Source organism: Paraliobacillus quinghaiensis, from assembly GCF_003426025.1.
In the GTDB taxonomy this organism is placed as follows: domain Bacteria; phylum Bacillota; class Bacilli; order Bacillales; family Amphibacillaceae; genus Paraliobacillus_A; species Paraliobacillus_A quinghaiensis.
The window spans coordinates 65399-86802 of the sequence record NZ_QJSH01000004.1 but is presented as its reverse complement, the minus strand read 5'-3'; the positions used below and the strand labels follow the sequence as shown (position 1 = coordinate 86802).

Annotated in this window: 24 protein-coding genes and 1 other annotated feature; of the genes, 15 read left to right on the top strand and 9 right to left on the bottom strand. The window is 34.7% G+C overall.

All coding sequences use genetic code 11. The features are described from left to right. Positions 1–7 precede the first annotated feature (7 nt). Positions 8–1579 (top strand): GGDEF domain-containing response regulator, encoded by a 1572-nt coding sequence (locus D2K40_RS04110; RefSeq protein ID WP_117153291.1) that lies wholly within the window; start codon positions 8–10, stop codon positions 1577–1579. 144 nt (positions 1580–1723) lie between these two features. On the opposite strand, the gene D2K40_RS04105 is transcribed toward D2K40_RS04110, so the two are convergent. The 3 genes from D2K40_RS04105 to D2K40_RS04095 form a co-directional block, all read right to left on the bottom strand. Further along, the gene (locus D2K40_RS04105; protein ID WP_117153290.1) at positions 1724–1915 is read right to left on the bottom strand and encodes a DUF3813 family protein; all 192 of its coding nucleotides are present in this window, start codon (positions 1913–1915) and stop codon (positions 1724–1726) included. Between the two features lie 12 nt (positions 1916–1927). Beyond that, positions 1928–2062 carry a competence protein gene (locus D2K40_RS04100; protein ID WP_117153288.1) on the bottom strand — a complete coding sequence of 45 codons (135 nt, stop codon included), beginning with the start codon at positions 2060–2062 and terminating at the stop codon, positions 1928–1930. A 111-nt stretch (positions 2063–2173) separates the two neighbouring features. Next, positions 2174–3016 carry a Cof-type HAD-IIB family hydrolase gene (locus D2K40_RS04095; protein ID WP_117153286.1) on the bottom strand — a complete coding sequence of 281 codons (843 nt, stop codon included), beginning with the start codon at positions 3014–3016 and terminating at the stop codon, positions 2174–2176. Between the two features lie 154 nt (positions 3017–3170). On the opposite strand from D2K40_RS04095, the gene D2K40_RS04090 reads away from it, so the two are divergent. Further along, positions 3171–3935 carry a prolyl oligopeptidase family serine peptidase gene (locus D2K40_RS04090; RefSeq protein WP_117153285.1) on the top strand — a complete coding sequence of 255 codons (765 nt, stop codon included), beginning with the start codon at positions 3171–3173 and terminating at the stop codon, positions 3933–3935. A 90-nt stretch (positions 3936–4025) separates the two neighbouring features. Continuing rightward, positions 4026–4337, top strand: a complete 312-nt coding sequence (locus D2K40_RS04085) for a metal-sulfur cluster assembly factor (RefSeq protein WP_117153283.1) — start codon at positions 4026–4028, stop codon at positions 4335–4337. 34 nt (positions 4338–4371) lie between these two features. On the opposite strand, the gene D2K40_RS04080 is transcribed toward D2K40_RS04085, so the two are convergent. Genes D2K40_RS04080 through D2K40_RS04070 form a run of 3 tightly spaced genes read right to left on the bottom strand, consistent with a single transcriptional unit; the run spans position 4372 to position 6678 of the window. Next, positions 4372–5076, bottom strand: a complete 705-nt coding sequence (locus tag D2K40_RS04080; protein WP_117153282.1) for a Crp/Fnr family transcriptional regulator — start codon at positions 5074–5076, stop codon at positions 4372–4374. A 30-nt stretch (positions 5077–5106) separates the two neighbouring features. Further along, complete coding sequence (locus D2K40_RS04075; protein WP_373285549.1) at positions 5107–5799, bottom strand: Crp/Fnr family transcriptional regulator; 693 nt, start codon at positions 5797–5799, stop codon at positions 5107–5109. A 60-nt stretch (positions 5800–5859) separates the two neighbouring features. Continuing rightward, on the bottom strand, positions 5860–6678 hold the full coding sequence (locus D2K40_RS04070; RefSeq protein WP_117153279.1) for an undecaprenyl-diphosphate phosphatase: 819 nt from the start codon (positions 6676–6678) through the stop codon (positions 5860–5862). Between the two features lie 90 nt (positions 6679–6768). Here D2K40_RS04070 and D2K40_RS04065 point away from each other — a divergent pair, with 90 nt between their 5' ends. Next, positions 6769–7098 (top strand): hypothetical protein, encoded by a 330-nt coding sequence (locus tag D2K40_RS04065; RefSeq protein ID WP_117153277.1) that lies wholly within the window; start codon positions 6769–6771, stop codon positions 7096–7098. Between the two features lie 67 nt (positions 7099–7165). On the opposite strand, the gene D2K40_RS04060 is transcribed toward D2K40_RS04065, so the two are convergent. Further along, a complete protein-coding gene (locus D2K40_RS04060) occupies positions 7166–7354 on the bottom strand; it encodes a DUF2929 family protein (RefSeq protein ID WP_117153276.1) in 189 nt (62 codons plus the stop codon). 147 nt (positions 7355–7501) lie between these two features. Here D2K40_RS04060 and D2K40_RS04055 point away from each other — a divergent pair, with 147 nt between their 5' ends. The 6 genes from D2K40_RS04055 to D2K40_RS04030 all read left to right on the top strand — a co-directional run bounded on the left by D2K40_RS04055 (position 7502) and on the right by D2K40_RS04030 (position 13273). After that, positions 7502–8128, top strand: a complete 627-nt coding sequence (locus D2K40_RS04055) for an NAD-dependent epimerase/dehydratase family protein (RefSeq protein WP_117153274.1) — start codon at positions 7502–7504, stop codon at positions 8126–8128. 95 nt (positions 8129–8223) lie between these two features. Then, positions 8224–9183: a BMP family ABC transporter substrate-binding protein gene (locus D2K40_RS04050; RefSeq protein WP_229666613.1), complete on the top strand. Its 960-nt coding sequence runs from the start codon at positions 8224–8226 to the stop codon at positions 9181–9183. A gap of 169 nt (positions 9184–9352) precedes the next feature. After that, positions 9353–10288 carry a beta-ketoacyl-ACP synthase III gene (locus D2K40_RS04045; RefSeq protein WP_117153272.1) on the top strand — a complete coding sequence of 312 codons (936 nt, stop codon included), beginning with the start codon at positions 9353–9355 and terminating at the stop codon, positions 10286–10288. A gap of 31 nt (positions 10289–10319) precedes the next feature. Next, the gene (gene fabF, locus D2K40_RS04040) at positions 10320–11558 is read left to right on the top strand and encodes a beta-ketoacyl-ACP synthase II (protein ID WP_117153270.1); all 1239 of its coding nucleotides are present in this window, start codon (positions 10320–10322) and stop codon (positions 11556–11558) included. Between the two features lie 625 nt (positions 11559–12183). Then, the gene (locus D2K40_RS16855) at positions 12184–12393 is read left to right on the top strand and encodes a YuzI family membrane protein (protein ID WP_117153269.1); all 210 of its coding nucleotides are present in this window, start codon (positions 12184–12186) and stop codon (positions 12391–12393) included. A 112-nt stretch (positions 12394–12505) separates the two neighbouring features. Further along, positions 12506–13273, top strand: a complete 768-nt coding sequence (locus tag D2K40_RS04030) for a DUF3603 family protein (RefSeq protein ID WP_117153267.1) — start codon at positions 12506–12508, stop codon at positions 13271–13273. 75 nt (positions 13274–13348) lie between these two features. On the opposite strand, the gene trpS is transcribed toward D2K40_RS04030, so the two are convergent. Next, a complete protein-coding gene (gene trpS, locus D2K40_RS04025; RefSeq protein WP_117153266.1) occupies positions 13349–14341 on the bottom strand; it encodes a tryptophan--tRNA ligase in 993 nt (330 codons plus the stop codon). A gap of 52 nt (positions 14342–14393) precedes the next feature. After that, positions 14394–14603: a binding site (T-box leader), on the bottom strand. 66 nt (positions 14604–14669) lie between these two features. Further along, complete coding sequence (locus D2K40_RS04020) at positions 14670–15035, bottom strand: DUF3899 domain-containing protein (RefSeq protein WP_117153264.1); 366 nt, start codon at positions 15033–15035, stop codon at positions 14670–14672. Between the two features lie 331 nt (positions 15036–15366). Between D2K40_RS04020 and D2K40_RS04015 the strand changes: the two genes are divergently transcribed. The 5 genes from D2K40_RS04015 to D2K40_RS03995 all read left to right on the top strand — a co-directional run bounded on the left by D2K40_RS04015 (position 15367) and on the right by D2K40_RS03995 (position 21297). Then, on the top strand, positions 15367–17073 hold the full coding sequence (locus D2K40_RS04015) for an ABC transporter substrate-binding protein (protein WP_162879131.1): 1707 nt from the start codon (positions 15367–15369) through the stop codon (positions 17071–17073). A 138-nt stretch (positions 17074–17211) separates the two neighbouring features. Then, positions 17212–18144 (top strand): oligopeptide ABC transporter permease, encoded by a 933-nt coding sequence (gene opp3b / locus D2K40_RS04010; RefSeq protein ID WP_117153261.1) that lies wholly within the window; start codon positions 17212–17214, stop codon positions 18142–18144. Continuing rightward, positions 18144–19292 carry an oligopeptide ABC transporter permease gene (gene opp3C, locus D2K40_RS04005; RefSeq protein WP_117153260.1) on the top strand — a complete coding sequence of 383 codons (1149 nt, stop codon included), beginning with the start codon at positions 18144–18146 and terminating at the stop codon, positions 19290–19292. Before opp3b ends, opp3C begins: the two co-directional genes overlap by 1 nt. 17 nt (positions 19293–19309) lie before the next feature. Continuing rightward, on the top strand, positions 19310–20368 hold the full coding sequence (locus D2K40_RS04000; RefSeq protein WP_117153258.1) for an ABC transporter ATP-binding protein: 1059 nt from the start codon (positions 19310–19312) through the stop codon (positions 20366–20368). Beyond that, a complete protein-coding gene (locus D2K40_RS03995; protein WP_117153256.1) occupies positions 20365–21297 on the top strand; it encodes an ABC transporter ATP-binding protein in 933 nt (310 codons plus the stop codon). The genes D2K40_RS04000 and D2K40_RS03995 overlap by 4 nt, the downstream gene beginning before the upstream one ends. The last annotated feature ends 107 nt before the right edge of the window (positions 21298–21404 follow it).

The following is a 21404-nucleotide window of genomic DNA, read 5'->3' as shown; positions in this document are numbered from 1 at the left end:
TATCTTTATGAAACGATATAAAAATATAGTGGAAAGATGGAAGCACTCTGATGCCATTACATATGAAGAACTATATCAATTTTTAAAAGAGATAACAAATAGTGCTCATCACATTAAATTAAATAATTTATCTGAGGTTGCATCTACCTTACTAAATGAAATGGATAATCAGCCTGAAAAGTTATGGTCTGAAGAGGAATGGAGTAATTTTATTCAACCGCTTATCCTTTTATTTAGTGGAGAAGACACTAAGGTGATAAGTCGCAGGTCAGTATTATTGGTAGATGATAATATGGATTCACTAAATTATCTGAAGGAAGAATTAGAAGAACGAAATTATGAAGTCCTAATGGCAACAAAAATACAACGAGCAATGCAAATGTTTTATGATTATCATCCAGATATTATTCTGATTAATGGCTATTTGAAAGAAGAAGGTAAAATATTAAATATTTTAAATCAGTTTAGCCAACGCGCAAGTGAAACGATGATTCCAATTTTTGTGATTGGTGAGAAAGATTCTGACCATTTAAAAGTTAAAGTCTATGATGCAGGGGCGACAGATTTTATTGAAATGCCAATTCAATATGAGGTGTTAGATAGTTTACTGCGTAATCGATTAAGACAACAATTTTATTTTAAAAAGAATGTTCTAGTTGATGAGTTAACACAAGCTTTTAACCGTATTTCATTAGTTAATATATGGAAGGGTTTATATAAAAAATTTACTGATAGAGACCAAACCTTCAGTTTAGCATTAATAGATCTTGATTATTTCAAACGAGTGAATGATCAATATGGCCATGCGGTAGGGGATGTTATTCTAAAGAATTTTTCAACTTATATATTGGAGCATAAGCGCCAACAGGATGCCTTCATACGTTATGGTGGTGAGGAATTTATTTTACTTATGCCTGAATTAATGCTGGGTGAAGCTGCAGAATTTATAAATCAGCTATTACAAGGATTCACTAAGGTAGCGCATCAAGTAAAAGAGGATGAAATTCATATAAGCTTCACTGCTGGTGTTGCGGAGATGACCAAAGAGATCGATAAAATGGAATTATTAATTGAACAAAGTGATAGAGCTTTATATTACGGGAAAGAACAAGGACGAAAAAGGGTTGAAGTATACCAGTCAGAATTATACAATGATCCTGAATTTTCGAAATTACAACCTGTCCTAAAAATCGCCATTGTTGATGATGATCGTTTTATTCAACGTGTTTTACATGATAAGTTAAATAAGTTAGAAATTGAGCCATACAAGATTGAGAACACAACATTTAAGGATGGAGAAACATTTTTATCATCAGATTGGTATAAAGGACGAGAGAAAAAAATTGTGTTATTAGATGGTGTTTTACCAAAAATGGATGGGCTTGAGGTATTAAATTTATTGCGAGAAATGGTTAATGAAACAGAATTGGGTATCATTATGTTAACTGGCAGGAAAAAAGACAGTGATATGGTAAAAGCTTTGGAATTAGGGGCAGATGATTATATCACGAAACCATTTAGTTTAGAACAACTAGAAGCGAGAATTAAGCGGTTGGTAAAACGATTATTTACGAAATAAAGCCAAGCAGTATACCTTAAAGTATACCGCTTGGTTTTTTGCGTCTAGCGAGACTTCCCTCAATACGAGGGCCCGGAAAGTGGGGCGAATAATCTAGGGTCCCCAGTCCGTACATCGCTCCCCGGGCGCCTGGAGCTTTTGTTCTTATTGTAATTCTTGGTGATCTCTTAACTGCTGTTCTAATTGTTGTAATTCTTTTTGTTCTTCAGGTGTTGCTTTTGTATAAGCTGCTTGTATTGCATTGGTAGCAGCTTGCTTATCCTGATTTGAATAGTTTTCTCCAGTTGTCATGCGCTGTACAGCTTGTTTTGCTTGTTGGATAAATTGATTGGCCATAGTGTATTCCTCCTACAAGTCTGTTTTATTGGTTGTGTTATTTACTGTTTCGTCTAATCTTCCGCGATATGGAAAGCGTTCATCATGCTTTTTAACTGACTCTGCTCCTTGAGCAGTAAAGCGTTTTGATTTACTTTTTTTAGTCATGCTTTACCCTCCTATATCAATATGCGAAAAAAGCTTGCACCCAATTATGGATGCAAGCTTAGTTTGAAACAAATTAATAATTTTATTCAGACAAATGAATGAGTAAAGGATCTAGTTTGAATCAGATCGCATTACTTTTAAATTCAAATATTGCTCTAAAAATAAACCAACACCATCTTCTTGATTGGTCAGTGTTACGTGCTTTGAAACATCCTTAAGTTCTGTTATTGCATTTCCCATTGCAACACCAACCCCAGCATACTCAAGCATTTCTAAGTCATTGTCTTCATCACCAAACGCAATTATATTATCTTCTGAAATATGATAATAATGAGCAATACGTTGCAAACCAACTGCCTTGTTCATCCCTTTTCGTACAATTTCAATTATGTTCCATGGTGCTCCCCACTTGCGGTGCTCAATAACTTCTGCATGATCAAGGTCAAGTTGTTCGCGCAAGTTACTAATATGATCTTCACGTGGGTGAATTAATATGGATGTAGGATCCTCCTTTAATTCATTTTTAAGACTTCCTACCGTAATCGGGTTATCTTCATTGTCGGTATGTAAGATTTCCATGAATTGCTCATCGTATTGGTCTAGGTAGACGTCATCAATAACTTCTGCCATGATATTTTTAACTTCTAAGTCATAACAGGTCTGAATAATCGCTTTTGCGGTTCGAATAGAGAGCGGACTATGTAATGCATCCCATTTCGAGTCAGTTGGATGATGTATTAATGCGCCATTAAAGTTTACCATTGGTGTATGTAGACCCAGTTCGTGGTAATAATCAATACTTGCACGATGTGGTCGTCCAGTTGCAATTACAACAATATGTCCTTCTTCTTTTGCTTTTAAAACTGTTCTTTTTGTTCGTTCACTAATAACTTTGTCATCTGTTAATAATGTTCCATCTAGATCCAAAGCAATTAAATGTTGTTTATTTGTCATGTAAATATCACCTCTTATTAGTAAGTATAGTGTAAAGAAGAATTTAGTGTCTGTAAAGAATTTGTTGTTTTTGATAGCATATTTTTTGCATCTGACTAATGGAAAATATATGATAAGATTACATATATAATATTAGGTAGAGAGGAAAAATCGAATGATACATATTGAAAAAGAATATTGGCATGATATACCTATACTAATTGTTGTAGATAGCTTCAAAAAAGAACAGCCTTTACCAGTATTAACGTATATGCATGGTTTTACAAGTGCGAAAGAACATAATCTAACGATTGCATATTTGATGGCTGAAAGAGGTTATCGCGTTTTGCTTCCAGATTGCTTTTTACATGGGGAACGCGTAGTTGAAGTGAATGAAAAAGAGCGACAATTAAAATTTTTTGAAATTGTAAAACAAAACTTATTTGATCTTCAAACAATTAAAGATGAGCTTGATGCGCGTGGTTGGATAAAAGATAATCGTTTTGGTTTAGCGGGTACTAGTATGGGTGGAATTACTACTGCAGCAGCCTTAACACAATTTTCTTGGATTAAAGCAGCCGCTATTTTAATGGGGACACCTAAAATCACTTCTTATGCGCGTGAAGTGATAAACACGATCCAACAACAAGGAGCTCAGTTATCACTGACAGATAATGAGATAGAAGAAACACTTGAAAGTTTACATGAAATTGATTTGTCTATACATCCTAGCTTACTTGCTGAACGCCCGTTATTTTTCTGGCATGGGGAAGAAGATCAAGTTGTTCCATTTGATCATTCATACAGTTTTCATGAACAAGTCGTTAAAGATTATAAAAACCCAGAAAATATACGATTTTTACGTGAAGTCGGCAGAGGACATAAAGTAAGTCGTTTTGCAACTTTAGAAACAATTGATTGGTTCGATTTACAACTTTAAAATTTTGTGATTTAGATCATTTAATTTTAAAGCTTTTATGTTTATAATGTATTATAAGATGTATTATAAGTTAGAAAGGGGTTCATTATTATGGAAGAAGCATTACAAGAAAATTTAATGGGCGCTTTGGAGAATGTAATTGATCCGGAGCTTGGAATAGATATTGTAAACTTAGGACTTATATATGGTGTTGAACTTCAGGATGATGGGGTTGCGGTTGTAACTATGACTCTAACAGCAATGGGTTGTCCTTTAGCAGCACATATTGAAGAAGATGTTAAGCGAGTGCTTGAAGATCTGCCTGAAGTAAAAGATACACAAGTAAATATTGTATGGAGTCCACCATGGAGCAAAGATCGTATGTCACGTTACGCGAAAATTGCACTTGGTATTCCAGATTGATTAAAAAAAGTCTCTTCTGCTGAAGAGACTTTTTTTAATAATGGTCAATGAATAATAATTGATTTAATTTGTCTTTATCTAACATTAGGTTGCCGGAGGAATCTTTGGTAATAATTTGTTGCTTTTTCAGTTTGGAAAGTGTGCGGCTAATGGTTTCTCTACTAGAACCAATCATATTTGCAAGTTGTTGATTTGAGAATGCTGTATCTATCGTGATCCATCCGGTTGAATTTTTTTTACCATGTCTATCAGCAAGGCGTAATAATAACATAATGATTTGTTCGTAGGTATTATGTAATATTTGCTGTTCTAACCGCTTTTGTAAATCAATAATTAACTCGCCAAGTACATGAATTAATTTAATACTAATAGAAGGATTTTGAACTAAAAAATTTTCAAAAGTTTTGATAGGTAGAGAATAGATATCTGCATGTTCTGCGACTTCTGCATGTGCAGGATAGTTCCCTTGTCTGAAAAAGCCTTGATGCGGAAACATATCCCCTTTAGTTAATACGTTAACGATTTGCTCTTTCCCGTGAATATCTGTTTTGTAAATTTTTACACTTCCGCTTTTAATAAAATAAACAGTTGTTATTGGTTCATCTTGCATAAAAATATGTGCACCACGAGGGTACACTTGGGAATTTGTAAGGGAAAGGATAGGGTCAATTTCTTCTGTTGATAAATCTTTAAATAACGGAAGAGACTGAAATAGTTCTCTCATGGAGTCGTTTGCCATGTATCTTTTCTCCTTTTCTTTTGATGCTTTTTAGTCAATCGTACAGAGTACTATTGGACAGTTTTCGCAATTTATTTCGTCTTTTAGATAGTCTAAATCGTAAATGGTTATCTTTCCCTTTTCCATTCCGATGATTTCATTTCTTTTTAACTCATTTAATAAACGGTTAACACTTTCACGTGATGTGCCACAAAAATTAGCTAATTCTTGATTGGTTAGATTAATATTTAGTAAAATGCCGTCTTGCTTTTTTTCACCATAACTATTTGAAAGACGAATAAGTGTAGAATATAATGCACCTTTTTTACCATGTAATACTAAATCTCTAAATTTTGTTTGGTCGCGCCGATAATTGAGATTCATAATCTTTAAGAATTCCATTGCTAGTTTTGAATCAGTAAGCAACTTTTCATCTAATGTCTGTTTCTTAATAACTCCAACTTCACCGTCTTCCATTACCTTAGCGTTTAAAATGTATTTAATCTCTTCGTCATCAAGCGCTAGTTCACCGACAATATCATGCTTTGTACAAATTCTTAGCGTTAATTCCCTACCATCAGGTGATATTTTTCCGATTTGAACTCTACCAGATAGAATAATGTATATTTCTGATACTGTTTCTCCCTGCTGAAAGAGAAAAGTATTTTTTTTGATAGGCATCTTATGATCTACTGTTGACAAAATATTTGCAAGTTCTGGAGATACGCTTTGTGATCCAGGGATTTTAGGCACGTGCATCAGCTCCTAACAAATCAATTTTCGTTATAATTATTCTAAGCTTTTTTACAATAAAATAAAAGCAATGAATCCGACAATAAAACAATAAAAAGCAAAGTATTTTAAATTGCCACGTGCCATTATATGCATGAACCATCGTAGTGAAAAGTAAGTTGCGATAATTGCTGTCATAAATGCTAATAAATAAGGGATCACTAAATTTTGTGCCGTACTTTCGAATAGGTCATCTATTTTTAATAAAAGTGTTCCTAAGCTTACTGGAATATAAAGTAAGAATGAAAATCGTAAAGCTGTTTCTTGCTTCGTACCAATTAACATCGCGGCGACTATTGTTGCGCCAGAACGACTGATACCTGGAATAAGAGCGACAGATTGAGCTAATCCAATAATAATCGCATCTTTGATCGTTAATGCGCTATCACCTTTTTTACCACGTAAGTTTCGTATAATCCATAATGCGATACCTGTGATAATCAAAGTGATCCCAACTGTTTTTGATTTATCAAATGTCTCAGCAATTTGATCTTCAAATAAAATACCGATTACACCAGCTGGAATCGTAGCAACAATAAGATAAAAGATAAAGTTAAAATCCTCTTTCGCATCCGCTTCTTTTTTTACCATGAAGCGTAATCCATTTTGAATTAGACGAATAATATCATTTCTATAAATAATTAAAACAGCAATTAAAGAACCAAAGTTAACGAGTATTTCAAAAGATAAATTCTCCATTTTTAATCCAAATAAATCTTGTAAAATTACTAGGTGTCCACTTGACGATATTGGAATTGGTTCTGTAAACCCTTGTACAAATCCAAAAAAGATATATTTCACTAACAACTCAAAACTGTCTAAAGACGCCATTTTATTTCCCCCGATTAATTAAAATTTCCGCGTTTGACACGCATCATAGTAAAAAAGCATATCATATGGGTGAGAAAGGAAGGTTATAAGATGAATCAACCTAAATATAATCCAACCCAACACCATATGTATGAAGTTTGTAAAAATCACATGCATAGTTATGTATTACTAGAAGTTACTGACGGCTCTGTTATCGATGGAATCATTATCGATGTTGACGAGAATAATGTCCATCTTGCCATTCCAAATGTATCAGGAATGGAAACTAATGAGCGCTTTGTTCCATATGGTGGTTATCCGTATGGTCCAGTGCCACCTTATGGATACTATCCTTATCCTTATGGTGGACCAGTTCGTTTTAGAAGATTAGTTTTACCATTAGCAGCCTTAACTGCTCTTAGTGTTCTTCCGTGGATTTGAATTAAGATTAATCCTGTTAGAAAAGTTGAACCCTTGCCAATAGGTTTGGCAAGGGTTCATTACCGAACTATTCGACTGTTTTCTTTGTATCTGGGGTAATGATACCATCCCCAACGATCGCAACGATTATACTAAATGCTACGGTCATAACTAGAACCGGTGCAAATGAAAATGGGTCACCAGTCATACTTGTTAATACATAACCAAGTAATGTACTGATTAGAAAAGACCAAAAAATACCACCTAAATAACGCATAGTCTCACCTCAATTTATTGATACTCTTTTAATAATAACAAATAAAAGTTTAGAAATAAAGCTAATTTTATTTGTCATAAAAGGCTCAGATTGATTTTATTTTTAGTTTGTAAGAAAGTCTATTTTTAATTCGAAAGGTGTGAAGAAATGTTTGTCATAATTGGTTGTTTTAACTGGATTGGCTTTCATCTATTGGAAACACTATTACAAAATGGGGAAGAGGTAATTGGAGTTGATCAATTAGATCACCCTAAGAGAGAACATCTATCTATGTTTGTTGGTAGGAATGCAAACTTTACCTATTATGAAACGTTAGACCAGGTGAAAAAAAATAATTTGAATAACCACATTCAAGCAGTATTTATGTGTGATCAGGTACAATCATTCAATAGAAAATCTATTTCTTCATTAAAATATATTCAATTCTTTCCAAAGCAAAAAGGGCAACAAGAAGTGATAGAGGTTAAGCTCCCTCTTTTATATGGAGAGTGGATGGATCGAGATGAGAACGGCATTTATAATAGTAATGAATTTATTCAATATGATAGTGCGTTGTTTAAAGAAAAAGCAATCTATATAAAAGATTTTATTGGTGCGATAATTCAATTGAGTGATGCATCGAATTCTCCATCAACAGTTAGCTATTATACACCGGAGCAATTACAGGAACAACAATCAAGTGTAACTGATCTATTTATTTTGCCGAGTAATTCACCAACAAGGAACTTAGAAAAAGTTGAAGCGCATTATCAACGGTTTAATGAAATGTACTAAGAATTAACAATGTTGTATTTTGCTTTTTTGTTTACGCATTCATAAAGAAAAGGTAAAATGGTTGTGAAGTCTCTTAAACAGAGGAGTGCTTGTAATTGAAACAAGCTATTGTATTTATATTTAGTATTATTCTTTTTATTCCGTTATTAGCTAGTTGTAACACTGGTGGAGAAATTAATAAAGTCGGAATGCTGGTTGCTAATTCAATTAATGACCAGACATGGGGTTCAAAAGGATATCAGGGTCTTTTAGATATTAAGGAATCATTAGATGTAGATGTTTTTTTAAAAGAAGAAATTAATACTCAACTTGAAGTAAATCGTTCCGTTGAAGAATTTGTTCAACGTGGTGTGAATATTATTTTTGGACATGGCAATACATATGGTGAGTATTTTGATAATATTCGTTCAGCGTATCCAAATGTTCACTTTGTCTATTTTAATGGTACACATCAAGGAAATAATTTAACAAGTTTGCATTTCAATTCTAATGCAATGGGCTTTTTTGCAGGAATGGTTGCCGGGAAAATGACAACAACTAACCATGTAGGAATTATCGGTGCATATAGGTGGCAACCTGAAATTGAAGGATTTTATGAAGGTGTTAATTATGAAAATCCTAATGCAGAGATTTCAATAAAATATGTTAATAGTTGGGAGAATGTTAGCCGAGCTTTGACTATATTTGAAACAATGAATCAACAGGAGGTTGATGTATTCTTTCCTGTCGGTGATATGTATAGTTCCGATGTAATTAAACGAGCGAAGCAATACGATAAATATGCAATCGGCTTTGTTACAGATCAATCAAATATTGGCGGATCGACGGTATTAACAAGTACAGTGCAACATGTGGACAAGCTTTATTTAAAAGCTGCTAACCTTTTTGATCAGGGAGAATTAACTGGAGGTATTTACACTTATGATTTTCAAGATGAGGTTATTTCATTAGGTGAATTCAGCCCAGATGTTCCACAAACGTATCAGGATAAAATTGAAAATGAGATTGATCAATATATTGAAACTAATTTATTACCAAATGAAAGACAGGATTAAAGCAATGTGCTTTGATTCTGTTTTTTTATCCTGAAATGTTAAAAGGGCTATCATAATTTTAAACTTTGAGGAGAAAGTAAGACTTGATTATCTGGAAAAATTCGATTATATTAGTACCAAGTCTTAATAATTGATTATAATCCGATTTTATAGTGAGAGGTTGAATAAAATGGCAACAGGTATTATTGGAGTTGGACATTATGTGCCAGAAAAGGTTTTAACAAATGCAGATCTAGAAAAAATAGTTGATACAAATGATGAATGGATTCGAACCAGAACAGGTATTGAGGAACGTCGTATTGCAGATGATTCAGTGGATACATCTGATATGGCATATGAAGCAGCCCAAAAAGCATTGGCTGATGCTGATATAACAGGTGAAGATATTGATCTTATCTTAGTAGCTACAGTTACGCCTGACATGCCTTTTCCTACAGTATCTTGCATATTACAAGATAAATTAAATGCAAAAAAAGCAGCTGCTATGGACTTAAGTGCTGCATGTGCAGGGTTTATGTATGGTGTTGTGACCGCAAAGCAATTTATTGATTCAGGAGTATATAAAAATATATTAGTAATTGGTACGGAAAAGCTCTCAAAAATTACCGATTGGTCTGATCGTAATACAGCCGTATTATTTGGAGATGGTGCTGGTGCTGTTGTGGTTAGTGAGGTAAGTAACGATAAAGGAATATTATCCTTTGAATTAGGTGCAGACGGTAGTGGTGGGAAATATCTATTGCAAGAAAGTGATTATATTAGTATGAACGGTCGAGAAGTATTCAAATTTGCTGTTCGTCAAATGCCGGAATCATCTTTAAATGTTGTGGAGAAAGCAGGATATAACAAGGAAGATGTTGATTATTTAATCCCACATCAAGCAAATATTCGTATTATGGAAGCTGCCAGAGCTAAATTAGGCATTCCAGTCGAGAAAATGGCTACTTCAGTGAAAAAATATGGTAATACATCTTCTGCTTCTATTCCAATTGCTTTATCTGAAAGTGTAAAAGAAGGTAAGGTTAAGGATGGAGACCTAGTGGTACTAGTTGGCTTTGGTGGTGGCCTTACTTGGGGCGCAATCACTATTAGATGGGGAAAATAATTTAGTATAAGTAGTAAGGAGGAGAATCTGAATGGAAAAAAAACGTGTAGTTATAACAGGTTTAGGAACGGTAAGTCCATTAGGAAATACAGTTGATTCACTTTGGGGTAATTTAATAGAAGGAAATTCTGGTATAGATTATCTTACAAGAGTAAATAAAGATGATTTTCCAGCAAAAGTAGCAGCTGAAGTGAAAGATTGGGATCCAACGCTCTATATGGATAAAAAAGAAGCAAAACGAATGGATCTATTTACACAATACGCAGTTGGCGCAGCGAAAATGGCAGTTGAAGATGCGAAGTTAGAGATAACAGATGCACTTGCCCCTCGCGTAGGTGTTTGGGTTGGTTCTGGTATAGGTGGTATGGGAACGTTTGAAGACCAGTATAAACGTTTTTTAGATAAAGGTTATCGCCGTGTGAGTCCATTCTTTGTTCCAATGCTGATTCCTGATATGGCAGCTGGCCAGATTTCAATTCAGTTAGGTGCAAAAGGAATTAACTCTTGTACCGTAACTGCATGTGCGACAGGTACAAATTCAATAGGTGATGCATATAAGGTTATTGAACGTGGAGACGCAGATATTATGATCACTGGTGGTGCAGAAGCCCCACTTACTGAAATGTCATTTGCTGGTTTTTCTACAGCAAAAGCATTATCGTTTAATGAAGATCCTAAAACTGCAAGTCGTCCATTTGATAAAAACCGTGATGGTTTCATTATGGGTGAAGGCGCTGGAATCCTTGTAATAGAATCACTAGAATCAGCGCAGGCTCGTGGTGCAACGATCTATGCTGAAATCGTCGGTTATGGTTCTGCAGGTGATGCCCACCATATTACAGCGCCAGCTCCAGAAGGGGAAGGTGCATCACGTTCAATGAGACAAGCAATTGAGGACGCAGAAATTGACGCTAGTGCTATTGATTATGTTAATGCACATGGTACAAGTACACCTTTAAACGATTCTTTTGAAACAAAATCTATGAAAACAGTTTTTGGTGACCATGCCTACAATGTTGCCATTTCTTCTACTAAATCGATGACAGGACACTTGTTAGGAGCGGCTGGAGCTGTGGAAGCAATTGCATGTATCAAAGCGATTCAAGATAGTATCATTCCTCCGACTATTAATTATGAAACTCCTGATCCTGAATGTGATTTAGACTATGTGCCAAATAAAGCTCGTAAAGCTAACGTGGATGTAGCCTTAAGTAACTCATTAGGTTTTGGTGGACATAACGCTACATTAATATTCAAAAAATATGAGTAAAGGCTCTTTTCTTAAAGATTGATGCTTGTAACTATTCGGACTTCCAGTAACGTAAGTTACTAGTACTAACCCGCTACTCAAATGAAATGGGCTCCCTTTCCGCAGGCACGGCCTCAACTAATTTTTAGAAGAAGAGCACTTCTAAAAATGGATTTTCGGCCCGTGCTGTTCCTGCAGGAGTGTCGCCAATTTCATTTGATCCGCTAGATAGTGTGAAAAGTTGTTGATAATGTATTACAGCATTGGTTAGAACTATGCATAAAAAGCTTATTGAATATGATTAGATCTTCTAACTAGTGTAGGAAGCAAATGGATGACACTCCTGTGGGAACAGCTCAAGTCTCAGCTAACTTGGTAAAGTGTTTTTCTTTACCAAGTTAGCTGAGACTGAGCCCACGGAAAGGGAATCCATTTGTTTCAGGAGCGGGTTAGTAGTTTAATTTGCATTTTATTTAAATTGTGTCATAAACAACAATCTTCTAGAAAAAAGTGTAAGTGTTAATAAAAAAACAGAAAGTCTCTACTGCTAAACAAAGCGGTAGAGGCTTTTTTTTATCATTTTTCTCTATTACGTAACATATAGTTAGACAAACGAAGGACAAGCTAAAAGGAGGAGTGATAGACCTTGTATTATTTAAGTCTGTTTTTAGTTGGTTTTGGCCTAGCTGTCTCAGGGGGCGTAACCATTATTTTATATATAAACCTAGTTCCGGCAGGTCTATCATGGCTTGAATACCTTCAGTTTATCTCATCAAGAAGTGAATGTTACTTGTTTCTTATTGGGATTGTGATTATTTTTTTTACTATTCCCAAACTATCGTCTCTATTAAAGTGAATAATTTATAGTGAATAATTTTTTTTGAATTGGTCATACTGATTGCTAAATTAATAATCAACTTAATTTGATCGATACAAAGCCGGTGAGAACTGGAAGTGAGGTTTTACATATGATGTATTTACATGATGTTTGGGTAAATTGGTTTGAAGGTGAAGAAAACAGTTATAATGTCTGCGCTTTTCATGAATGGCGAAAACAGGATGGAATTGAAATTCTAGACCAAGTACCAATTGTTTATACAGATGCTACATTGTATGAACAAATTGAAAACGATCTAGTTGATGTACCTACTGATTTGCTAGAATACATCCATAATCGCGCGTACCTTAGGAAAAACCAAGAAAGAATACCGCTAGAATATGCTAGTATTATAACAGATGGAAAATCTGTATTAGCATTTGATACGATGGGGTATGGTATTCCTGTTCGCAAGAGTCGATTAATCCCGCGGCAAGAACGACTAGTTTTTGAAATGTTAGAAGACACTTCTAAAAAGCAATTTAGCATACAAGGTAATCCTATAGAAAAACCATATCATATTCTTTCATTACCACCAGAAGCTATGGTTGGCTTAACTCGCAGAGAAAGAAAATTAAAGCAGTTACTCATGATGGCACTTGATCAATTAGAACAAACCAATAATAAAAAAGAGATACACTATTGGTTAACAGAGTGGATGCCGAATAACTATCAAGCAATTAAGCAAATGGATTGCTATACTGCGTGGAATGAGCTCTACCAAGAATTATACCAAGGCTGGTCAGCTGCACATGAGGATTTTTGCAAAAAAATTATTAAAGGTCAATCTTACTTTGAAAAAATGTGGGAATTAGAAAATGATGAACAAAAATTACAGACATATAAGCGCATAATATAAAAACAGTTGTAAATGAATAACGGAATGAGGATTTTATCCGCCAATTGGCGAATCCTCCCTTCCGTTATTTTCTTTTTATTTTTTCTTCACACGACCTAATCCCATTGCCTTTTTGGCTTTGGCGATAGTTTTGTTAGCTGTTAATGCAGCTTTTTCAGCACCTTTATCAAGGATATCATCTAATTCAGTAGATTGTTTTAAAGCATGATAGCGTTCTTGAATCGGCTCTAATAGATTAATTACAGCATTCGCTGTATCTTGTTTGAATTGACCATAACCAACACCTGCATATTTTGCTTCTAATTCTTCAATTGATTCCCCAGTACAACTAGCATAAATCGTTAGTAAATTGCTTACTCCAGGTTTATTCTCTTTATCAAATTTTACAATGCCTTCAGAATCAGTAACAGCACTCTTAATTTTCTTTTCAATTTTTTTAGGTTCATCTAACATAAAGATAGATGCCTTTTGATTTTCATCCGACTTGCTCATTTTTTTAGTAGGCTCTTGTAATGACATAATCCTAGCTCCAACTTTCGGGACGCTAATCTCTGGAATAGTAAAAATATCATTGTATTTTCGGTTAAAGCGTTGCGCTAAATTTCGGGTTAATTCCAAATGTTGCTTTTGGTCATCCCCGACAGGCACAATATCTGTATTATAGAGTAATATGTCCGAAGCCATTAGTGGTGGATACGTTAATAATGCTGATGAAACAGCTTCTTTTCCATCAGATTTATCCTTGAATTGCGTCATACGTTCTAATTCACCAATGTAACTGATTGTTTGCATCATCCATCCAAGTTGCGTGTGTGCAGGAACTTCTGATTGAATAAATAATGTTGCTTTATCAGAGTCAATGCCTGAAGCCAAATAAAGTGCAGCAAGTGATCGAATATTATCACGTAACTTCAATCGATCTTGAGGTACTGTAATTGCATGCTCGTCAACCACACAAAAATAACATTGGTGATCTTCCTGTAAATCAACAAAATGTTTCATCGCTCCTAAATAGTTCCCAATGGTTAACATACCACTAGGTTGAATACCTGAAAAAATAGTTTTCATCTGTTATCACCTTTCTTTTTTAAGCATAAAAAAACTCATAGCTCGTTAAATAAAAAGGGACGATTAAACCGCGGTGCCACCCTTATTATCTCACGAATATGAGATCACTTTTGTCCAGTTAACGCCTAGAATACGTCGACATAATGATATGTCTTGATTGCTCCAGAGCCCAATTCCATTGTCCCTTGATATCTGCTTCCAGCTTTACAGACTCTCTATTAATCAGAGGGGAGTAAGTACTTATCTCTATCATTGCTTTTTTAGTATAATTATTTAATTAGATTATAGAGAAAAACAAGCGATAGTGCAACTTTCATATGTATTTTCTTTACATATAATAGAAAACTAACAACGCGATCATTATTAAGAGTAAAACAACACCTTGAAAAGTAATAGCGCGTAAAAACGTTTTATTTACTTGTTCAGAAGGAAGTGGTCTGTCTTCCCAGTCGTCTGAGTAATCTTTTTGTTTAGTAGATTTATTTATAAACCTTCTGAATCCATAAGTAATCCCATCAAAAAAGCGTTCTCTCATAATGAAGAGAAGAAGGGCAAGGGTAATATAAATAGCTACTAAAAAGAAGTAGGAATTAATATAAGTAGTAAGAGATTTAACTTGCTGAAACAAGAAAATAAGATGAATTACAATGAAATTGATCAATAAAAAATACCATTTGTTTTTAAAGAGCTTCACAGAAATACACAACCTTTTTATGTTTAATAAAATAATCAACTAATGTGTCTAAGGTTTATAATATTATAATTCTTCCCTAATTGAATTAAATTTAATTGATTGGTAAGTATAATTATAAGTTATTGAACAAGATGGAACAAATTTTAACAAAACGATTACATGGGTATAAAGTTCTATTTTAGAGCTAGAAACCCTAATTATATTAGTGTTTCTAAAAAAAGTTTTAAAAAAATAATGCAAAATTGTTAGAAAACTTGTATAATTCATCTTACGGATATTTATTATCCACAAAAAATTTAGAAAATTCATATTTTAAGGGGAGGTCATGATTTTGAAGAATTCAAAATGGTTATTATTAGTACTTGCAATGTTGCTAAGTGCTGTACTTGTAGCTTGTTCTGGTGATGACGATACAACAGAACAGAACGATGGAGATAATAATACGGAAAATCAAGGAGAAGAGGTTGAAAAGGCATCAATTGGTGAGATGATGTCTAATGAGAACTTCAGAAAAGCAATCGCAAAAGGTTTTGATAAGCAGCAATTTATTAATATCGTATATGGTAATGATTCAATTCCAACAAATGCATTTGTACCAAGAGACTTTGTTCAACACCCAGAAACTGGTGAAGATTTCCAACAAGGTGACGAGGCACTTGCTTTTGATGTAGAAGCAGCGCAAGAACATTGGACTACTGCTAAAGAAGAATTAGGATTTGACGAAGTTACAATTAGCTTCTTAAGTGGTGACACAACAGTAAGTAAAGATATTAGTGAGTTTTTCAAAACAGAACTAGAGAAAAACTTAGAAGGTTTAACAATCGAATCAGTAAATGTACCTTGGTCTCAGCAACTAGAGATTATGGACGCAAAAGAATATGAACTAACATTCTCTGGTTGGGGACCTGACTACAAAGATGCGGTAACATTCGTAGACCTTTGGACAACAGATAACCCTAACAACGACATTGGTTATTCTAATGAAGAATATGATGCACTTGTAAAAGCTGCAGGAACTGAACTAGCATTAAAGCCTGTTGAGCGTTTCGAAGCACTACAAGAAGCTGAGAAAATTGCACTTGAAGAAGCTGCAATTGCACCAGTTATGCAACGTAAGGCATCAGTACTTTCAAAACCATATGTAACTGGAATGGATGCTCTAAATCCATTTGGACCAGACTATAGTTACAAATATGTAAATGTAGACAAAGATGAAAAGGTTCTTAACCTTTCTGCAACAGCTGAAATTCCATCTATGGATCCAGCTTTACCAACTGATAATGTTAGTTTCCAATACTTAGATTCTGTTTATGAAGGTCTTTACCGCATTGGTCAAGGTGGCGTAATCGAATCAGGTGTTGCCGATAAAGATGCAACAGAAGTAAGTGAAGATGGTTTAACTTATACTTTCCACTTAAATGAAGATGCAAAATGGTCAAACGGTGACCCAGTAACAGCGCATGATTTCGTTTATGCTTGGCAACGTGCGATTGACCCAGCAACAGCATCTGTTTATGGTGAGTACTTACTAAGTGGAAAAGTAGTTAATGCTACTGAAATCTACAATGAAGAACTTGCTCCAGAAGAATTAGGAGTTAGTGCTACTGATGATCACACATTTGTTGTAGAACTTCTTAAGCCAGTTCCATACTTTGATTCAATTGCAGCATTCCCAACATTTGTACCATTGAATCAAGAATTTGTTGAAGCTCAAGGCGAAAACTTTGCTCTTGAAGCAGACACTATGCTTTATAACGGACCATATGCTTTAACTGAATGGGATACAGGAACTAATGGTTCTTGGGTACTTTCTAAAAATGACCAGTACTGGGACAAAGAAAATGTAGCTCTTGATGCAATCAATGTTCAAGTAGTTAAAGACCAAGATACTAGACTTCAACTTTATCAAGAAGGTACTATTGACCGTGTAGGATTGTCAGGTACACAAGTTGATGCTAATAAAACTAGTCCTGAATATGCTTCATTAAGTGAAATGGTTGTATTCTGGTTGAAATTTAACCAAGACTCAGTAAACTAATAAAACACTATAGTGGAATAATTTGTGTGTAGAAAGAGAGTATATGTCATGTCATAATGGGCATATACTCTCTTTTCCCTTGAGATAAAAAAGTTTGAATTTTGTATAATATTCGAAAAATTATAGGAGGTGCAACAGATGGGGAAATATGTTTTACAGCGTATTGCTTATATGTTAGTTACGTTGTTTATAATTGCAACAGCAACATTCTTCTTAATGAAACTTCTACCAGGTTCTCCCTTTAATTCGGTCGCCTCGAAGTTATCTGATGAGCAGATGGCAATACTACTAAGTAGATATGGTTTAGATGAACCGATTCCTGTTCAATATTTTAAGTATATAGCAGGGATGATCCAAGGAGATTTAGGAATCTCTTTTCAGTTTAACAACCGTGAAGTAACAGACCTGATTACAAGTCGAATTGGTCCTTCTGCCCAATTGGGTGCACAAGCAATGGTGATTGGTTCTATTATAGGGATTTTTGTAGGAATGGCTGCAGCTATACGTCATAATAGCTGGGTCGATTATACTGCTAACTTTGTATCAATTATTGGGATTTCAATTCCATCATTTGTTTTTGCAGGACTTCTGCAATATTATTTAGCAGGTGAATTAAGCCTATTCCCTACCGCTTTTTGGGACGGGCCAGAATATACAGTATTACCGACTTTAGCGTTAATGATATTTCCATTAGCGATTTGTGCACGTTTCATGCGTACTGAAATGATGGAAGTATTAGGATCAGATTATATTGAGCTAGCACGCGCGAAGGGTGTCAATAATTCTGCAATTATGTTTAAACACGCAATGCGTAATGCTCTAGTACCAGTTATTACAGTTATGGGTCCTATGACAGTTAGTTTAATGACGGGAACACTTGTTATTGAACAAATCTTTGTTATTCCTGGATTAGGTGAGCAATTTGTTAGCTCTATTAACTCAAATGATTATCCTATGATAATGGGAACAACGATGTTCTATTCTATCTTATTTATTTCCGTAATTTTAATCGTAGACCTATTATATGGTGTAATTGATCCACGAATCCGTGTGTCAGGAGGGAAAGACTAATGGCAAATAACGATAAGAAAATATCAAAAGACCAATTTCAACCCATCGAATTGTCAGCAGATAAAGGGGAAGAACTTTCTCGTCCTGAAATTTCCTATTGGAAAGATGCTTGGATTCGTTTACGAAAAAACAAAGGTGCGATTACTGGTTTAATTGTACTAATATTTATTGTTTTTATGGCATTAGTTGGTCCTATTATGAATGAATATGCATTTGATGAAGACAATTATGAAGCAACTAATTTACCTCCTCGAGTTGAAGGTTTAGAATGGTTAGGTTTAAATGGACATCAATCGTGGGAAGTTCAAGGTGAAACGCCAGAAGCAGCGATTGAGAATGGTTTAACAGGTTATGAAGTAGACGAACAATATCTAATTTCATCAGAAATAGTAGAAGAACCAACTGAAGAAAATAATAACTACTATACAGTTGAAATGACAGTTGATATATACCCAGCCAAAGGATTACAAGAAGAGAATTATTGGTTTGGTACAGACAAATTTGGACGTGACTTGTGGACTAGGATTTGGAAAGGTACACAAATCTCACTTTATATTGGTCTTCTAGCAGCTTTAATTGATATGGTAATTGGTGTTATTTATGGTGGAGTTTCCGGTTACTATGGTGGCCGTATCGATAATTTTATGCAACGTATAATTGAAATATTAACAGGTATTCCGAATTTAGTAGTTGTAATTTTAGCAATTATCGTGTTAGACCCAGGTATATTAGCAATAACAATAGCATTGACGATTACAGGTTGGACAGGTATGGCTAGGATTGTTCGTGGTCAAGTGTTGAAACTTAAAAACCAAGAATTTGTACTTGCTGCAAGAACATTAGGTTCTAATGATACACGTATTTTAATGAAGCATTTAATACCTAACGTTACTGGTATGATTATCATTAATACGATGTTTACGATCCCAAGTGCTATTTTCTTCGAAGCATTCTTAAGCTTTATTGGTTTAGGTTTACAAGCGCCAATAGCATCACTTGGTACGTTAATTGACTCTGCGTTTGATTCATATAGAACGTATCCTTATATGTTGGTATACCCAGCGATCATCATCTCTCTTCTCATGATTGGCTTTAACATTTTAGCTGACGGTCTAAGAGATGCTTTAGATCCGAAAATGAGAAAATAGGAAAGGCAGGTGCAAAAATGGACAAGATTCTTGAAGTAAAAGACTTAAAAGTTACGTTTGATACGTATGGAGGAAGTGTACAAGCCGTACGAGGAATAAACTTTGATCTTCACAAAGGTGAGACTTTGGCTATTGTTGGCGAGTCAGGTTCAGGTAAATCTGTCACAACAAAAGCGTTAATGGGCTTAATACCGAAACCAGCTGGAAAAATTCCATCTGGTGAGATTATGTTTGAAGGCAAAGATATTGCTAAAATGAAAGATAAAGATATGCAGAAAATTCGTGGTCGAGATATATCTATGATTTTTCAGGATCCTATGACATCCTTAAATCCAACTATGAAAGTTAAGACTCAGATTATGGAAGGCTTGATTAAGCACCAAAAAATGAGCAGTTCTAAAGCAAAAGAACGAGCGATTGAATTGTTGGAGCTAGTAGGTATTCCTGATCCTAAAACAAGAATAGAACAATATCCACACCAATTCTCTGGTGGTATGCGTCAACGTGTAGTTATTGCAATTGCACTTGCATGTAATCCGAAAATATTGTTAGCAGATGAACCAACAACTGCGCTTGATGTTACGATTCAAGCTCAAATTTTAGAATTAATGAAAGATATCCAGAAAAAGACAGAAGCATCTATTATTTTTATCACGCATGATTTAGGTGTAGTTGCGAATGTTGCTGACCGAGTAGCGGTTATGTATGCAGGAAAAATTGTTGAGATCGGTACAGTAGATGATATTTTCTATAATCCAAAGCATCCATACACATGGGGATTGTTAGGATCGATGCCTACAGTGGATAGCAAAGAGGATGAATTATTTGCTATTCCAGGTACACCACCTGACTTAATGAATCCACCAAAAGGAGATGCTTTTGCAGCACGTAATCCATTTGCTATGAAAATTGATACTGAAGAAGAACCACCAATGTTCAAAGTATCAGATACGCATTATGCAGCTACGTGGTTACTTCATGAAGATGCACCCGAAGTAGATCCACCGGAATCGGTGAAGCGTCGTATGAAAGATATTACTGCAAATGGTTCTGATCAGAAAGGTGATGAGTCATGAGCGAAGAAAAATTGTTAGAAGTTACGAATTTAAAACAACATTTTAAAACTGGACGTCATAGCGTAGTGAAAGCTATTGATGGGATTAGTTTTGATATCTATAAAGGGGAAACATTTGGATTAGTTGGAGAATCTGGTTGTGGTAAATCTACTACTGGACGTACAATTATTCGTTTATACGATGCTACTGATGGCGATGTTAAGTTTAATGGTGTCGATGTTCATGGTAAAAAATCAAAATCAGACTTAAAAATGTTTAATCGAAAAATGCAAATGATTTTTCAAGACCCTTATGCTTCTCTAAACCCTAGAATGACTGTTAAAGAAATTATTTCTGAAGGCCTGGATATTCATGGTTTAGTAAAAGATGATAAAGCTAGAACCCAGAGAGTGCATGACCTACTAGAGACTGTTGGTCTTAACAAAGAACATGCGAATCGTTACCCTCATGAGTTTAGTGGAGGACAACGACAAAGAATTGGGATTGCACGAGCATTAGCTGTGGATCCAGAATTTATAATTGCTGATGAGCCAATCTCTGCATTGGATGTATCAATACAAGCGCAAGTAGTAAATCTTTTGAAACAACTTCAAAAAGAGAAGGGTTTAACGTACTTGTTTATTGCGCACGATCTTTCAATGGTTAAATACATTAGTGATCGTATTGCGGTTATGTATTTTGGTAAAATTGTAGAATTAGCAGATAGTGATGAATTATATAAAAATCCATTACACCCGTATACAAAATCACTTTTATCAGCAATTCCATTACCTGATCCAGATTATGAGCGTAATCGTGTTCGTACCTCTTATGACCCAGCGGATCATGACACAAGCGAAGTACCAGAATTTCGCGAAGTTCGTCCAAAACATTGGGTTTTATGTACAACAAAAGAATTTGACGCTTATAAAAAGCAATTAGCTGAATGATGAAAAGTTGCTACCATTTTGGTGGCAGCTTTTTCTTATGCATTTCTTTATACAAAAAAATACATAAAAAATCTTAAATATACCGTATTATTCTGTTACGATATCTT

Excerpts from the sequence above, each read along its gene's own strand:
- D2K40_RS04110 (WP_117153291.1), top strand. The coding sequence starts at position 8 with ATGAAACGATATAAAAATATAGTGGAAAGATGGAAGCACTCTGATGCC.
- D2K40_RS04105 (WP_117153290.1), bottom strand. The coding sequence starts at position 1,915 with ATGGCCAATCAATTTATCCAACAAGCAAAACAAGCTGTACAGCGCATG.
- D2K40_RS04100 (WP_117153288.1), bottom strand. The coding sequence starts at position 2,062 with ATGACTAAAAAAAGTAAATCAAAACGCTTTACTGCTCAAGGAGCAGAG.
- D2K40_RS04095 (WP_117153286.1), bottom strand. The coding sequence starts at position 3,016 with ATGACAAATAAACAACATTTAATTGCTTTGGATCTAGATGGAACATTA.
- D2K40_RS04090 (WP_117153285.1), top strand. The coding sequence starts at position 3,171 with ATGATACATATTGAAAAAGAATATTGGCATGATATACCTATACTAATT.
- D2K40_RS04085 (WP_117153283.1), top strand. The coding sequence starts at position 4,026 with ATGGAAGAAGCATTACAAGAAAATTTAATGGGCGCTTTGGAGAATGTA.
- D2K40_RS04080 (WP_117153282.1), bottom strand. The coding sequence starts at position 5,076 with ATGGCAAACGACTCCATGAGAGAACTATTTCAGTCTCTTCCGTTATTT.
- D2K40_RS04070 (WP_117153279.1), bottom strand. The coding sequence starts at position 6,678 with ATGGCGTCTTTAGACAGTTTTGAGTTGTTAGTGAAATATATCTTTTTT.
- D2K40_RS04065 (WP_117153277.1), top strand. The coding sequence starts at position 6,769 with ATGAATCAACCTAAATATAATCCAACCCAACACCATATGTATGAAGTT.
- D2K40_RS04060 (WP_117153276.1), bottom strand. The coding sequence starts at position 7,354 with ATGCGTTATTTAGGTGGTATTTTTTGGTCTTTTCTAATCAGTACATTA.
- D2K40_RS04055 (WP_117153274.1), top strand. The coding sequence starts at position 7,502 with ATGTTTGTCATAATTGGTTGTTTTAACTGGATTGGCTTTCATCTATTG.
- D2K40_RS04045 (WP_117153272.1), top strand. The coding sequence starts at position 9,353 with ATGGCAACAGGTATTATTGGAGTTGGACATTATGTGCCAGAAAAGGTT.
- fabF (WP_117153270.1), top strand. The coding sequence starts at position 10,320 with ATGGAAAAAAAACGTGTAGTTATAACAGGTTTAGGAACGGTAAGTCCA.
- D2K40_RS04030 (WP_117153267.1), top strand. The coding sequence starts at position 12,506 with ATGATGTATTTACATGATGTTTGGGTAAATTGGTTTGAAGGTGAAGAA.
- trpS (WP_117153266.1), bottom strand. The coding sequence starts at position 14,341 with ATGAAAACTATTTTTTCAGGTATTCAACCTAGTGGTATGTTAACCATT.
- opp3b (WP_117153261.1), top strand. The coding sequence starts at position 17,212 with ATGGGGAAATATGTTTTACAGCGTATTGCTTATATGTTAGTTACGTTG.
- opp3C (WP_117153260.1), top strand. The coding sequence starts at position 18,144 with ATGGCAAATAACGATAAGAAAATATCAAAAGACCAATTTCAACCCATC.
- D2K40_RS04000 (WP_117153258.1), top strand. The coding sequence starts at position 19,310 with ATGGACAAGATTCTTGAAGTAAAAGACTTAAAAGTTACGTTTGATACG.
- D2K40_RS03995 (WP_117153256.1), top strand. The coding sequence starts at position 20,365 with ATGAGCGAAGAAAAATTGTTAGAAGTTACGAATTTAAAACAACATTTT.